At 71.2% G+C, this 13,857-nt stretch carries 15 protein-coding genes; 3 read left to right on the forward strand and 12 right to left on the reverse strand.

Annotation, left to right across the window (positions count from 1 at the left end; translation table 11 throughout):
- Positions 1-283: 283 nt before the first annotated feature.
- The 6 genes from cbiE to ICC28_RS04130 form a co-directional block, all read right to left on the reverse strand.
- Entirely contained in the window at positions 284-1,495 is a 1,212-nt protein-coding gene (cbiE, locus tag ICC28_RS04105; protein WP_188286988.1) for a precorrin-6y C5,15-methyltransferase (decarboxylating) subunit CbiE, read from the reverse strand.
- 93 nt (positions 1,496-1,588) lie between these two features.
- On the reverse strand, positions 1,589-2,227 hold the full coding sequence (locus tag ICC28_RS04110; RefSeq protein WP_188286989.1) for a GNAT family N-acetyltransferase: 639 nt from the start codon (positions 2,225-2,227) through the stop codon (positions 1,589-1,591).
- A 132-nt stretch (positions 2,228-2,359) separates the two neighbouring features.
- Positions 2,360-3,190 (reverse strand): MetQ/NlpA family ABC transporter substrate-binding protein, encoded by an 831-nt coding sequence (locus ICC28_RS04115; RefSeq protein ID WP_188286990.1) that lies wholly within the window; start codon positions 3,188-3,190, stop codon positions 2,360-2,362.
- Between the two features lie 67 nt (positions 3,191-3,257).
- The gene (locus ICC28_RS04120; protein WP_188286991.1) at positions 3,258-3,983 is read right to left on the reverse strand and encodes a methionine ABC transporter permease; all 726 of its coding nucleotides are present in this window, start codon (positions 3,981-3,983) and stop codon (positions 3,258-3,260) included.
- Positions 3,980-5,026, reverse strand: coding sequence for a methionine ABC transporter ATP-binding protein (locus ICC28_RS04125; RefSeq protein ID WP_188286992.1), 1,047 nt, complete (start codon positions 5,024-5,026; stop codon positions 3,980-3,982). The genes ICC28_RS04120 and ICC28_RS04125 overlap by 4 nt, the downstream gene beginning before the upstream one ends.
- A gap of 328 nt (positions 5,027-5,354) precedes the next feature.
- A complete protein-coding gene (locus ICC28_RS04130) occupies positions 5,355-6,005 on the reverse strand; it encodes an HAD family hydrolase (RefSeq protein ID WP_188286993.1) in 651 nt (216 codons plus the stop codon).
- Positions 6,006-6,074: 69 nt separating this feature from the next.
- On the opposite strand from ICC28_RS04130, the gene ICC28_RS04135 reads away from it, so the two are divergent.
- Complete coding sequence (locus tag ICC28_RS04135; protein WP_188286994.1) at positions 6,075-6,434, forward strand: hypothetical protein; 360 nt, start codon at positions 6,075-6,077, stop codon at positions 6,432-6,434.
- 1 nt (position 6,435) lies between these two features.
- On the forward strand, positions 6,436-6,858 hold the full coding sequence (locus tag ICC28_RS04140) for a hypothetical protein (protein WP_188286995.1): 423 nt from the start codon (positions 6,436-6,438) through the stop codon (positions 6,856-6,858).
- A gap of 95 nt (positions 6,859-6,953) precedes the next feature.
- Here ICC28_RS04140 and ICC28_RS04145 read toward each other — a convergent pair whose 3' ends face one another.
- The 3 genes from ICC28_RS04145 to ICC28_RS04155 form a co-directional block, all read right to left on the reverse strand.
- Positions 6,954-7,451, reverse strand: a complete 498-nt coding sequence (locus tag ICC28_RS04145) for a GNAT family N-acetyltransferase (RefSeq protein WP_188286996.1) — start codon at positions 7,449-7,451, stop codon at positions 6,954-6,956.
- 45 nt (positions 7,452-7,496) lie between these two features.
- Positions 7,497-8,003 (reverse strand): sigma-70 family RNA polymerase sigma factor, encoded by a 507-nt coding sequence (locus tag ICC28_RS04150; RefSeq protein WP_188286997.1) that lies wholly within the window; start codon positions 8,001-8,003, stop codon positions 7,497-7,499.
- 74 nt (positions 8,004-8,077) lie between these two features.
- Positions 8,078-9,244: a glycerophosphodiester phosphodiesterase gene (locus ICC28_RS04155; RefSeq protein ID WP_188286998.1), complete on the reverse strand. Its 1,167-nt coding sequence runs from the start codon at positions 9,242-9,244 to the stop codon at positions 8,078-8,080.
- 381 nt (positions 9,245-9,625) lie between these two features.
- Here ICC28_RS04155 and ICC28_RS04160 point away from each other — a divergent pair, with 381 nt between their 5' ends.
- Positions 9,626-10,297, forward strand: a complete 672-nt coding sequence (locus tag ICC28_RS04160; protein ID WP_188286999.1) for a lysophospholipid acyltransferase family protein — start codon at positions 9,626-9,628, stop codon at positions 10,295-10,297.
- A gap of 342 nt (positions 10,298-10,639) precedes the next feature.
- Here ICC28_RS04160 and ICC28_RS04165 read toward each other — a convergent pair whose 3' ends face one another.
- The 3 genes from ICC28_RS04165 to ICC28_RS04175 all read right to left on the reverse strand — a co-directional run bounded on the left by ICC28_RS04165 (position 10,640) and on the right by ICC28_RS04175 (position 13,766).
- Complete coding sequence (locus ICC28_RS04165; protein WP_188287000.1) at positions 10,640-12,166, reverse strand: MFS transporter; 1,527 nt, start codon at positions 12,164-12,166, stop codon at positions 10,640-10,642.
- Complete coding sequence (locus tag ICC28_RS04170) at positions 12,163-12,714, reverse strand: TetR/AcrR family transcriptional regulator (protein ID WP_223188335.1); 552 nt, start codon at positions 12,712-12,714, stop codon at positions 12,163-12,165. Before ICC28_RS04170 ends, ICC28_RS04165 begins: the two co-directional genes overlap by 4 nt.
- 80 nt (positions 12,715-12,794) lie before the next feature.
- The gene (locus ICC28_RS04175) at positions 12,795-13,766 is read right to left on the reverse strand and encodes an aldo/keto reductase (RefSeq protein ID WP_188287002.1); all 972 of its coding nucleotides are present in this window, start codon (positions 13,764-13,766) and stop codon (positions 12,795-12,797) included.
- Positions 13,767-13,857: the final 91 nt, after the last annotated feature.

Below are 13,857 nucleotides of genomic sequence, written 5' to 3' on the forward strand. Positions count from 1 at the left end.
CGTGCGTGCCCAGCGGCACGAACGGCCCGTCCACAAAGACGACAAAGCCATTAACTGGCATTGTCGCGGCCGTTGCCCCGTCGCGACAGCTTGATCCGCGACGATCCCGCTGTGGACTGCGCCACGTTGCGCGTCCTCCGGTTCTGCCGTACCACACCCACCCCAAAACGGGCGTGTTTTCCGGACATTGACCGACGAAGCGCCGGGCGACCGAGTGCGGTACAACGATCGGCCAGCCTACCGCGCGCGGTACGACAACAGGATCACGGGGACGGGATCCGCATCAGCCCGTTCGGTCCGGCAGCAGGCCGCTGAGCAGGAACGCGACGCTCCGCTCCGTCTCCGTCCAGGCCCGCGTGTCGAGTTCGACGGACTGCAGGAGGGCGCACTCGACGCGGTAGCCGTGCTCGGTCAGATCGCGGCCGACGAGTTCGGCCGCGTCGCGGGTGGCCGCGTGCGTGACGATGCGCTGCGGGCGGCGGTCGGCGACCGCGGAGACGACCGCCGCTCCCCCGCCGCCGACGCGTACGACGTCCGGCTCGGGCAGGTTCTCCAGCACGTGCGGGGCGGAGCCGTGGACGATCTGGAGCTGGACGCCGAAGCGGCGGGCGGCGGCCTCGGTGCGGGCGCAGGCCTCGGGGTCGTGGTCGACGGCGATGACGGCGGCGCCGGCCCGCGCGGCCTCGACGGCGAAGGCGCCGCTGCCGCAGCCGATGTCCCACACGAGGTCGCCGACGCGGGGTCCGAGCCGGGCCAGTTGGGCCGCGCGCAGGACGTCCGTCTCGCCCTCGCCCAGGACGCCGCCGTAGGCCTCGGCAGGCTGGGTCCAGCCGCGCGGGCCCGCGCCGGGGTCGCGTCCGGCGAGCCAGCCGCCGCTGTCCCCGGCGCCGACCGGGCCGCCGATGGCGATGACGACGTTGGGGTCGCGCCAGGTGTGGTCGGCGGCCTTGTCCGAGGTGACGACCGTGACCTGCTCGCGTTCGGTGCCGAGTTCCTCGCAGATGACGAAGGTGCGGTGGACGCCTTCCAGCAGCAGACCGAGTTCGGCGGGGCCGGCGCCGGGCGAGGTGAGGACGGCGACCTTGGTGTGGGCGCGGCACACGTTCACCGCGCGTCGCAGGGTGCGCCGGTGCGCGACGACCACTTGGGCGTCGTCCCAGGGCATCCCGGCGCGGGCGAAGGCGGCGGCGACCGAGGAGACGGCGGGGACGACCTCGACCTCCAGGCCGAACTCGGGTGCGCGCAGGGTCCGTACGACACCGAAGAAGCCGGGGTCGCCGTCCGCGACGACGACCGCGGTGCCGCGGTGGCCGGCGATGCGGCGGGCGGCGAGGGAGACGCTGCCGAGCCGGATGCGCTCGGCGGCCGGCGGTACCTCGGGCAGCGCCAGGTGGTGTGCGGCACCTGCCACGAGCGTGGCGGCGCCGAGGGCGGAGCGTGCCGCGGCGGTCAGCGGCGAGCCGTCCCAGCCGATCACCGTGACCCGGTCGGCCATCGTCGTCAGTCTCCAGGGGTTTGCGCAGGTCGTCAGGGGTGGGTTCGGTGAGGGTACCTGGTGGCGGCGGCGGGCGTGCCGTCGCCCGAGGGTTCAGTTCCAGTCGCCGTAGGAGGTGAAACCACCGGAGTCGGCGAGTTGCTCGCCGGTGCCCTCCAGGTCCTCGGGCAGCAGGCTCCAGACGATGAAGTCGGTGCGGACGTCGGCCCAGGTGCCGTCCTCGGTGCTGACGCGCGCTATGCAGGCGTTGCGCAGGACGCCCTCGCTGATGCAGCCGATCTTCTGGGCGACCTGCTGGGAGGCGGTGTTGTCGGCGGCCGTGCGCAGCTCGATGCGCTCGAACTTCTGGTCGCCGAAGAGCCAGTGGGCGGTGGCGAGGGCGGCCTCGGAGGCGTAGCCCTCGCCGCGGGCCCAGGGGGCGATGATGTACGACAGTTCGGTGGAGCGGATGTGCCAGTTGGTCTTGGTCAGTTGGACGATGCCGACCAGACGCTGGGTGAGGAACTCGGTGACGGCGAGGTCGAGTCCGCGGCCCGACTCGCGTTCGGCGGGGGCGTACTCGGAGATCCAGTGGCGCGCGCCGTCCTCGCTGAAGGGCTGCGGGACGTGGGTCCAGGCGGCGACCTGTTCGTCGTTCATCATCTCGGTCAGGGCGGGCACGTCGTCCTCGTCGAGGGGCCGCAGCACCAACCGCTCCGTGCTGATGGAGATGTTGGGGAAGGTGCTCGTCATGCGCCGCTCCGTAACCTTCGGAAAAACCGTCAGGGCCTGCTGAACTGCCCAGCATGCAGCATGTCGGCACCGAACCGCACCACAGGGCCCGGCCGGGGCAGCCCGGCGTGGGCCCTGTGGTGTGCTGAGCTGTCAGAAGGACGCGATGACGGATCCGTCGTAGGTGTCCTCGATGAACTTCCTGACCTCGTCGGAGGTCAGCAGTTCGGCGAGCTTCTTCACGCGCGGGTCGTCCTCGCTGCCTTCCTTGACGGCGAGGAAGTTGCCGTAGGGGTTGTCCTTGGCGGACTCCAGGACGAGGGCGTCGTCGGCGGGCTTGAGGTCGGCCTCGATGGCGTAGTTGCCGTTGACGACCGCGGCGTCCACGTCGTCCAGGGAGCGCGGGGTCTGGGCCGCCTCCAGCTCCTTGAACTTGAGGTTCTTGGGGTTCTCGGCGATGTCGGCCGGGGTCGCGTCGTTGCCCACGCCGTCCTTCAGCGTGATGATGCCGTTCGCGTCGAGGAGCTTGAGGGCACGGGCCTCGTTGACGCTGTCGTTGGGGACGGCGACGGTGGCGCCGCTCTTGAGGTCGTCGGCGCTCTTGACCTTGTGGGAGTACAGGCCGAGCGGCTCCAGGTGGACCGTGACGACAGGCACGATGTGGGTGCCGTTCTTCTTGTTGAAGTCGTCGAGGTACGGCTGGTTCTGGAAGTAGTTGGCGCCGACGGAGCCGTCCTCCGTGGCCGTGTTCGGGGTCACGTAGTCGGTGAACTCCCTGACCTCCAGGTCGAGGCCCGCCTTCTTCGCGAGGTTGTCCTTGACGAAGGTGAGGATCTCGGCGTGCGGGACGGGGCTCGCGGCGACGACCAGCGGTCCGCTGGTGTCGGAGGCGGCGGAGTCGCTGTCGGAGCCGCAGGCGGTGAGCCCGAGGGTGAGGGCTCCGGCGGCGAGGACGGCGGTGGTGATCTTGGCGGTGTTACGCACGAAAAGTGCCTTTCCTGAAGGGGTGGTGCGACCCCGTCGTGGGTGGACGGGGAGTTCTGGGGAAGCCTCAGAAGGTCTTGCTGTTGGCCGGTGCGGTCTTCAGCAGCCTGAGCTTCGGGATGGGGCCGGAGCGGCCGCCGCGGCGGTGCAGGGAGCGGGCCGCGTAGTCCCCGGCGAACTGGATGAGGGAGATGACCACGGCGAGGATCGCCACGGTGATCCACATCAGTTCGGTCTCGAAGCGCTGGTAGCCGTAGCGGATGGCGATGTCGCCGAGGCCGCCGGCGCCGACCGTGCCGGCCATCGCCGAGTAGCCGATGAGGGCGACGATCGTGGTGGTGGTGCCGGCGATCAGCGAGGGCAGCGACTCGGGCACGAGGACCTTGCGGACGACCGTCCAGGTGTTGCCGCCCATCGACTGCACGGCCTCGACGAGACCTCCGTCCACTTCGCGGACAGCCGTCTCGACCAGACGCGCGAAGAACGGGATGGCGCCGACGGCGAGCGGCACGATGGCGGCCTCGCGGCCGATGGTCGTCCCGGTGAGGGAGCGGGTGAAGCCCATCAGGGCGACCATCAGGATGATGAAGGGCAGCGAGCGGGCGACGTTCACGACCTGCCCGATGGCCTTGTTGGCCACGACGTTCTGGAGCAGTCCGCCCCGGTCGGTGAGGACCAGGAGGATGCCGAGCGGAAGTCCGCCGACGACGGCGATCACGGTGGACCAGCCGACCATGTACAGCGTGTCCCAACAGGCCTGCTCCAGCAGCGGCTGCATCTCGGACCAGGTCACAGCTGGGCCCCTTCCTTCACCAGAACGGGCTCCTGGCCCAGGATGTCGATCTGCAGGCCCTGTTCGCGCAGGAAGCCGATGGGGACGACGTTGTCCTCGTAGCGGCCGGGCAGTTCGATGCGCATGCGGCCGACCTGGAGGCCGCCGACGGTGTCGATGGCGGCGCCGAGGATCGATATGTCGATGTTGTAGGTGCGCGAGAGCTGGGAGATGACCGGCTGGGTCGCGCTCTCGCCGTGGAAGGTGACGTCGAGGACGGTGCGGTCGGCGCCCGTGGCCTCGCCCCCGACCGGGAAGAGCGCCGAGGCCAGCTCGGAGCCCGGGGTCGCGAGCAGTTCGCTGACCGTGCCGGACTCGACGATGCGGCCCCGGTCCATCAGGGCGGCGGAGTCGCAGACCGACTTCACGACGTCCATCTCGTGCGTGATGAGCAGGACCGTCAGGCCCAGCTGCCGGTTCAGGTCGCGCAGCAACTGGAGGATGGAGCGGGTGGTCTCCGGGTCGAGGGCGCTGGTGGCCTCGTCGGAGAGCAGCACCTTGGGGTCGCCGGCCAGGGCGCGGGCGATGCCGACGCGCTGCTTCTGGCCACCGGAGAGCTGGGCCGGGTAGGCGTGCGCCTTGTCGGCGAGCCCGACGAGGTCGAGGAGTTCGAGGGCCTTGCGAGACCGCTCCTTCCCCGACTTGCCGAGGATCTCCAGCGGCAGTTCGACGTTGTCCTGCACGGTCCGTGAGGACAGCAGGTTGAAGTGCTGGAAGACCATGCCGATACGGCTGCGCGCCTGCCGCAGCTCCTTGCCGGCGCGCGGTCCGCGGCCGGCGAGCGCGGTGAGGTCCTGACCGTCGACGGTGACCGTGCCGGCGGTGGGGCGCTCCAGGAGGTTGACGCAGCGGATGAGCGAGGACTTGCCGGCGCCGGACTGGCCGATGACGCCGTACACCTCGCCTTCGCGGACGTGCAGGTCGACGCCGTCGAGGGCGGTGACCTCACGACCGCGCGAGCGGTTGGCCCGATAGACCTTCGTCAGGCCCGATGTGGTGATCACTGGGGTTTCCGTCACTGTCGAGTACGCGGGCGTGGGTGTGCCCTGGTACGGGAGGAAGGTGTGCGCGGGGCAGATCGGTCACGTACGGCAGAAGGCGTACGGACATGCCGCGGCGGCTCGCTTCGGGGCGCGAGGCTCGGGGGTGGTGCAGGGGCCCTCTAGAAGGCGCACATTCGACACATACAACGAGCACCGGGCGTCATGGTCGCCTCGGTCGCAGGAATGCGGTTGCTCGTCGTGGTCATGCGATCAGTAAAGCAGACAGGTGCGGTCGACCCGGAACCGCTGTCCGCATTGCGGACAGCGGTGGACAGCGGGGGACGGACGGTCAGCCCCGGACGGAGATCTCCAGGCCCCGGCCGGTGACCAGGGCGGACAAGGCGGACAGGTCCTTGACCACCAGGTCGGCGTCCAGTTCGTGGGGCTGGTGGGTTGTGGTCAACGCCACGGTGGTCATCCCGGCGGCGCGGCCGGCCCGGAGTCCGGCGGGGGCGTCCTCGAAGACGACGCAGCGGGCGGGGTCGACGCCCAGCTCACGGGCGGCGAGCAGGTACGGCTCGGGGTCGGGCTTGCCGCGCGTGATGTCGTCGGCGGTGATCAGGGTCTTGGGCCGGATGCCGACGGCGTCGAGGCGGGCCTCGGCCAGGCGCCGGGTGGCGGAGGTGACCACGGCCCACAGCTCGGCGGGGAGCGCGCCGAGGAAGTCCTCGGTGCCGGGCAGCAGTTCCACTCCCCCGTTGGGCACGTCCTCGACCTCCAGCTCCTCGATCCGCGCGACGGCCTCCGGCACGATGGCGGCGGGCAGCAGGTCGGCGGCTATCTCGGCGGCCGGCCGACCGTGCAGCCCGACGCGCGCGAACGCGTCGGGGGTGATCCCGTACTCCCCCGCCCACCGCGTCCAGCAGCGGTCGACGGAGGCGAGGGAGGAGACGAGCGTGCCGTCGTTGTCGAACAGGAGGGCTTCGGCGTGGATCTGCATGGTCTAGACCCTACGGTGCCCGCCGGGGGTGGCCGCGGCAGGGCTTTTGGCCCGTAATAGGCTCACCGCATGCTTGCCGCCCTGACGCTCGTGACCGGCGTCGCCGCACTTCTGCTCGCCGCCTGGTGCGGCTGGGCCGCCTACCGTGACCAGCCGACGAAGGACTGGCACTTCATCGGAATGGCCGTGGTGACCGTGCTGGCGCTGGTCCAGCTGGTGGTCGGGATCGTGCTCCTGGCGCGGGGCGAGGATCCGGAGCAGGGGACGACGATCTTCGTCGGGTATCTGCTGGGCGCGTTCGCCTGCATTCCGGCGGCGGGGTTCATGTCGCTGGCCGAGCGGACGAAGTGGGGTTCCCTCACGGTCGCGGCCGGCGGTGTGGTGCTCGCCGTGCTGGAGGTGCGGCTCTATGACATCTGGGGAGGCTGAAATGGCCGCGACGCAGGAGCAGCCGAAGCAGCGGCTGATCGGCGGCCCCGGCATGCTGCTCGTCTGGCTCTACGGCGTGATGGTCGTCGGCGCGGTGTCGCGGTCGGCGGTGCAGATCTCCACGGAGTTCGACAAGGCGCCGCTGGCCTACACGCTGTCGGCGGTGGCCGGGCTCGTGTACGGGTTCATCACGTACTCGCTGGTGCGGGGCGGCGAGACGGCTCGCAAGGCGGCGTTGTACTGCTGCGCCGCGGAGTTGCTGGGCGTGCTGGCGGTCGGTACGTGGACGCTGGTGGAGCCGTCGGCGTTCCCCGACGCGACCGTGTGGTCGGACTACGGGATGGGGTACCTCTTCATCCCGGTGCTGCTGCCGCTGTCGGCCGTCTACTGGCTGCGGAAGCCGCGCAGCGAGCAGCCTGGCTGATCACCGTCGGCGGGCGCGGGTCCGCGCGTGGTCGATCGCGCCCACGCGGCGGAGCCGCACATCGACACAGCCCCGCGCCCCTTCGGGCGTTTTCGTCACGCCGTTGCCGCGTACGTCCCCGCCGGCTTCTCCAGGACGATCATCGGTACTCCGTCCGTACCCTCGGAGGTGCCGACGGTGCGGTAGCCGACCTTGCGGTAGAGGCGCAGGTTGCCCTCGCTGCGGTGGCCGGTGTGGAGGCGGAAGCTCTTGGCGCCGTGCTGTTCGACGAGGGCGGACTCGGCGGCGCGCAGCAGCCGGGCGCCGATGCCGTGGCCCTGGAGGCGGGGGTGGACGCAGAGCTTGCCGATGGCGGCGGCGCCGTCCTCGGTGACCGAGCCGCGGACCGAGCCGACCACTTCGTCGCCGAGCCGTGCGACGAAGACGCAGTCCCGGGCGACCTCCTCGCGCAGGGAGTCCAGGGTCTGGACGAGGGGATCGATGCGGTAGTTGCCGTACAGCGCCGCCTCGCTCTGGAAGCACAGGTACTGCAGCTTGAAGATCTGCTCCGCGTCCTGCTCGGCCGCCGCAGAGATGGTCACGCTCATGCCCATGTGCGCACGCCTCCCGCTCACCTGATCACCTGTTGTCCCTCACTCCTATCCCCGCGGCCCGCCGACCGCAACCTCCGGTGCGAGCAATCGGCGCAGACAACCCAGGCATCTGGAACGTTCCGGGCCAAGACTTCCCTGTGAGATACCCAACTCCCCCGCGATCTCCCGGTATGTCGGGTCCTGTGGGGACAACAGGGCTTCCATGAGGCGGGAGCAACGGCCGGGGAGCCTGTGCACGGCGTCCCGCAGGGCGCGGTGGCGGGCGGCGGTGAGGGCGAGGGCTTCAGGGCCGCGGTCGGCCGCGTCCGCGGGTTCGTTGTCGTACGGCCGTTCGAGGCGGGTCGTACGGCGGGTGCGGCGGGCCTCGGAGCGGACGGCCGAGCGCAGCCAGCGCTGGGGGTCGCGGGGCGGGCCCTGGGCGTCGAGGAGTTCCAGGAGGCGGAGCCAGACGGCCTGCTCCAGGTCGCCGGGCTCGGTTCCGGAGGCGTGTGCCTCCGCGGAGGCCTCGGCGGTGAGCAGCGGGCGCAGGGCCGTGACCAGGTCGGGTGTCATACGCGGCACGACGTGGCCGCCCGGGCGGCGGGTTGCCCGGGCGGCCGGATGTCACCCCAATCGGGGCACGGGGCTCAGCCGTTGACGAAGTCCTCGCGGGCCAGTACGCCGGTGTCCGGCTGGTCGGTGAAGACGCCGTCGATGCCGGTCGCGAAGTACGTCCGGTAGGCGCCGAAGACATCGCCGTAGGCGTCCGGGGCCGTGCCCTTGCGGAAGTCCGCCGGCAGGAAGGGGTTCTCGTTGCGCAGGGTCCACGGGTGCAGGATCAGGCCGACCCTGTGCGCGTCGCGCACGAGCGTGGTGGGCGTGGTGAGGTTGCCGCTCGCGTCCTTGGGGATGACCAGGTCGAGGGTCGGGCCGATGCCCTGGGCGTAGGAGGCGATCTCGCGCAGGCCGGCCGGTTTGACGAGGTCGGCGACGGTGCGCGGGTCGCCGGTCTCCACGAAGTCGTAGGGGCGGGTGTCCGCGCCGGACAGCAGCACCACCAGCGGGTTGTCGATGAGCTTGTTCAGGCGCTGGATACTGGTCGGCTCGAACGACTGCACGATGACCGGCGAGTTCCACTTGTGCCTGCCGTACTTGCGCAGCACCTTGGCGATCCGCTCCTCCAGGCCGAGGCCCAGCTTGCGGAAGTAGGTGGGGTGCTTGAGCTCGGGGTAGATCCAGACCTGCTTGCCGCGCCTGCGGGTCTGCTCCGTCTGCCACCGCAGCACCTCTTCGAAGGTGGGGATCTCCCAGCGGCCGTTGTACAGGGTGTTGTGCGGGCGGTTGGCGGGGATGCGCTCGATCGCGCGCAGCGTCTTGAGCTCGGCGAGCGTGAAGTCCTCGGTGAACCAGCCGGTGACGGAGACTCCGTCGAGCACCTTGGTGACCTTGCGGTCGGCGAACTCGGGGTGGTCGGCGACGTCCGTGGTGCCGCCGATCTCCGGCTCGTGCCGGCAGACGAGGTGGCCGTCCTTGGTGGGCACCAGGTCGCCGGCCTCGACGATGTCGGCGCCCATGTCGAGGGCGAGCTGGTAGGCGGCGAGGGTGTGCTCGGGGCGGTAGCCGCTGGCGCCCCGGTGGCCGATGATCGTGGGCCGGGGCAGGCCCTTCACACCGCCGCCCGCGTGGCCCGGGCCGGCCGCTCTCGCCGTACCGGACAGCCCGAGGACCGCTCCGCCCGCGCCGAGCACGGCCGCCCCGAGCAGTGCCCGCCGTCCGGTGCCGCGCGCCTGCTCGTCCGACTCCTGCGTTCCCATGAGCGCCCTCCTGCCGTCGCCTGCTGATTGCGGGCCGATCGTAGGTGCGTGGACATGACCGGCGGGAGACCCCCGGCCGAACAGGGGGGTGACGCCCGATGGCGTATGGGGGCAGAGTTCTGACGGCCCGTCGGCTTCGGGCGCATGCCTCGGGGTAGACGCAGGGGGCGGCGTGGGGGCGATGTCCGTCACACCGTTCCGTGCGGATTACCGGGGGGCAACGGGACACCACCGCAGGTAAACCCGCGTCAACAGTGCGTAATACCTCGGTGAACCCGATGTGCGCGACCCCCGGAACCGCGAGTATCGTCCTCACCTGCACAGACTCATATCGAATCCGCAGAGATCCGCTCGCCGTTTCTCTCGACACCGGAGGGCCCGTTGTCCCGCTTCGCGCTCATCAAGGCAGTGCTCGGACCGATCATGCGCCTGATGTTCCGCCCACAGGTGGAGGGCGTGGAGAACATTCCGGGCGACGGCCCCGTCATCCTGGCCGGCAACCACCTGACCTTCATCGACTCGATGATCCTGCCGCTGGTCTGCGACCGTCAGGTCTTCTTCATCGGCAAGGACGAGTACGTCACCGGCAAGGGTCTCAAGGGCCGGCTGATGGCCTGGTTCTTCACCGGCGTCGGCATGATCCCGGTCGACCGCGACGGCGGCAAGGGCGGGGTCGCGGCGCTGATGACCGGGCGCCGGATCCTGGAGGAGGGCCGCGTCTTCGGCATCTACCCCGAGGGCACGCGGTCCCCCGACGGACGGCTGTACCGGGGGCGCACGGGCATCGCCCGGCTGACGCTGATGACCGGGGCGCCGGTGGTCCCCTTCGCCATGATCGGCACGGACAAGATCCAGCCGGGGGGCGCGGGCATGCCCCGGCCCTCCAAGGTGACCGTCCGGTTCGGCGAGGCCATGGAGTTCTCCCGGTACGACGGCATGGACCGCGACCGCTACGTCCTGCGCGCGGTCACCGACTCCGTGATGAGCGAGGTCATGCGGCTGTCGGGCCAGGAGTACGTCGACATGTACGCAACGAAGGCGAAGGCGGCGTAATCCGGACAGCCGCCTGGCACTGGCTGCTCCCGAGCCCCCGCCCACCCGTGAGCGCCGGGTCTATCCGGCCTCCGTGCAATGCCGACCTCGGCCGCACGGCAGGGTGGGCGCGCGAGTGGCGGCGACAACCGGTCTTCCAGCAGAGGCAGTTCACGGGTCGCGCGGGCCGGTCGTACGACGTGCTCGGCGACCGCGCAGGCGTGGCTCGTCGGCACAGGTGGGGCACCGGTCCTGGGAGCGCCCAGGACCGTGCCCCGCGTCCGGGTGGGCCCTAGGTCTGTCCGGCGGATCATGCCGGTGAGTCACCGCCGCTTTCCTGCGACCTGATCCGCCGGACAGGCCCTAACCCCGGTTCTCCTCCAGCCGCTGTCCCCGCAGCATGAACCAGGCCGCCACCGACGCCGCCAGCAGGACGGCCGCTCCCGTGCCCGCGGCCAGGGTCAGGCCGTCGACGAAGGCGTCCCGGGCCGAGGTCAGCAGTTCCTGGCCCGTGTGGGCCGGCAGGCCGGCCGCCGCCTCCACCGCGGCGCCCAGTGACTCGTGGGCGTCCGCCGGGGTGCCGGCCGGGCCCGTGAAGTCGCGGTAGACGCCCGTCACGATGGAGCCCAGTCCGGCGATGCCGAGGGCGGCGCCCAGTTCGTACGCCGTCTCGGAGACCGCTGATGCCGAGCCCGCCTGCTCCTTGGGTACGGAGCTCAGGATGACGTCGGCCGTCACGGTGAACGAGAAGCCCGCACCGATGCCGACGACCAGGAGGGCGGCGCCGAGCAGCGGGTAGCCGGTCGAGCTGTCGATCACGGTCAGCGCGGCCAGGGCCAGGCCGACCGCGGCCAGACCGCCGGAGACCACGGCACGCACCGAGAAGCGGCGCGCCACCCGGCCCGCGACCAGGCCGGCCGCCACCGCGCCGACGGCGGCGGGCAGTTCGGCCAGGCCCGCCTCGAACGGGCCCCTGCCCTGCACGAGTTGCAGGTACTGGGAGAGGAAGAACACCAGGCCCGCCAGTCCGAGGATGGTCAGCAGGTCGGCGAGGACCGCCCCGCTGAAGCCGCGGTTGCGGAACAGCCGCATGTCCAGCAGCGGCGCCGGCAGGGTGAGCTGGCGGCGGACGAAGGCGTAGAGCGCGGCGGCGCCGAGCAGGCCCACGGCGAGCGGCTCCCAGGCGAGGCCGTACGCGGCGGCCTCCTTGACGGCGTAGACGACCCCGACCATGCCGACCAGCGACAGCAGAACGCTGAGCAGGTCCCAGGGGCCGGGGTTCGGGTCGCGGGACTCCGGCAGCATCCGGATGCCGACGACGACCAGGACGGCCATCACGGGCAGGTTGATCAGGAAGACCGAGCCCCACCAGAAGTGCTCGAGCAGGAAGCCGCCGACGATCGGCCCGACCGCCGTACCGGCGGAGGCGGTGGCGCCCCAGATGCCGACGGCGAGGCTGCGTTCGCGCGGGTCGTGGAAGAGGTTGCGGATCAGGGCGAGCGTGGCCGGCATCAGGGTGGCGCCCGCGACACCGAGCAGCGCCCGGGCCAGGATCATCGTCTCCGGCGTGGTCGCGTAGGCGTTGAGCAGGGATATCGCGCCGAACGCCGTGGCGCCCACGAGCAGGATCCGCTTGCGGCCTATGCGGTCGCCGAGGCTGCCCATGGAGACGAGCAGACCGGCGAGGACGAAGGAGTAGACGTCGCCGATCCACAGGAGCTGGGTGCCCGAGGGTCTCAGGTCCTCGCTGATGTAGGGGGTGGCGAGACCGAGGACGGTCGCGTCGACGGCCACCAGCAGCACGGCGAGCACGAGGACGGACAGCGCGAGCCAGCGGCCGGGGCGCTTCACCGCCTCGGTCGTGGTCGTCGGCTGCAGGGTGCTGGTCATGGTTCCTCTCTCCGTAGCGCGCCGCCGAGCAACAGCTCGACGATCATGAACTGGAAGTCCTTGGCGGCCACTCGGCCGTCCAGTACGGACCAGGCGGCGGAGCCGACGAGCCCGTAGAACGCCTCGGTGAGCCACACGGGTGACAGGTCGATGCGGAACTCGCCGTCGAGCTGGCCGCGCCGGAACAGGGCGGCGATGCGGGCGTCGAGCCGGGCCCAGCCCGCGTTCTGCTCCTCGCCCTCGAACAGCTGGTTCTCGGTGACGAGGAACGCGAGCAGTCCGGCCGCGGGCTCGATCTCGCGCACGAGCCGCCGTACGGCCTCGGTGGCGGTGCCCTCGTCCAGGCGGGCCGCTTCCATCGCGGCCTCGCACTCGGCGATGCCGAGCGACTCCAGCGCCCGCACGAGCGCGTCACGGCCGGCGAACTGCCGGTGCAGGGTGGCCCGGCTGATCCCGGCCGCCTTGGCGACCTCGTCCATGGTCGCGGTGGATTTCCGGGTCAGCAGGGCCGCGGCACTGCGCAGCACATGGTCACGATCGACAGCCATGAGACGACTATAGCCCAGGTGAGACATTGATGTCTCACGCTGGGCATGCGTGACTCACGTACAAGGGATCGAGCAGTGTCTCAGTGCCAGGGCAGCTGCCCGCGCCGCTCCCAGTACGCCCGCGGCTCCTCCACCAGGGCCGCGAGCCGCGCCAGCCCCTCCTCGTCGAGGTCGACGACCGGGGCGTGCAGGTTGGAGGCGAGCTGGACGGTGGTGGCGGCGCCGGATAGGACGACCCCGGCCCACGGCTGACGCAGCACGAACGCGAGGGCCACCGCATCGCAGCCCAAAGACGCCTGTGCGGCTACGGCCTTCAGCGCGTCCGGGGCGTACGGCTCGGCGAGCCGGCCGTTGGCCATGCCCTCCTTCACGATCACCGTGAGCCCGGCGTCGTGGGCCTCGGCCAGGGCGGGCGCCGCGGAGGTCTCCAGGACGTTGTACGTCGACTGCACGGTACGGAAGAGGGGTTCGCCGTCGACGGTCACGGCGAGGGCGGCGCGGATCGCGTCGGCCTGGGCGGGGCCGCTGGTGGAGAAGCCGACGGTGAGGCCCTGGGCGGCGGCCTCGGCCAGCCGGGCGTGCAGGTCCTTGTCGGTGAGGGCGGGCGAGTCCGGGGTCACCGAGTGGATCTGGTAGAGGTCGAGCCGCTCGCCGAGCAGGGCGTCGGACTCGGCGCGCTGGCGCTCGTACGCGGCCAGGCTGTGGTCCTTGACCTCGTGGACCTCGGCGTCCGTCGTCCAGCCGGCCGTGTAGGTGTAGCCCCACTTGCTGCCGATGACGATGTCGTCGATGTCGGGGCGGGCGTTCAGCCAGTCGGCGAGGAACTCCTCCGAGCGGCCGTAGGAGCGGGCCGCGTCGAAGTAGCGGACGCCCTGGGCGTAGGCGGCGTCGAGGAGTTCGTGCGTGCGGGTGCGCAGGGTGTCGACGCCGCGGTTCGCTCCGAGGTCTTCGTCTCGGCCGAGGTTGATGTAGCCGGGGCGGCCGACAGCGGCTAGGCCCAGGCCGATGTGGCAAGTGGGGGTCGTTGCGGTTGCCAGTCGGGCGAAGGGCATCGCGGGCTCCGTTCGGTCGGCTCCGGTACGGCTCCGCCCCAACCTAACCTGCGATCACGCTCCGCCGGGGGAGCCGGGCGCCTGAGAGCTC

The organism is Streptomyces sp. TRM68416 (assembly GCF_014596915.1).
Taxonomy (GTDB): Bacteria; Actinomycetota; Actinomycetes; order Streptomycetales; family Streptomycetaceae; genus Streptomyces.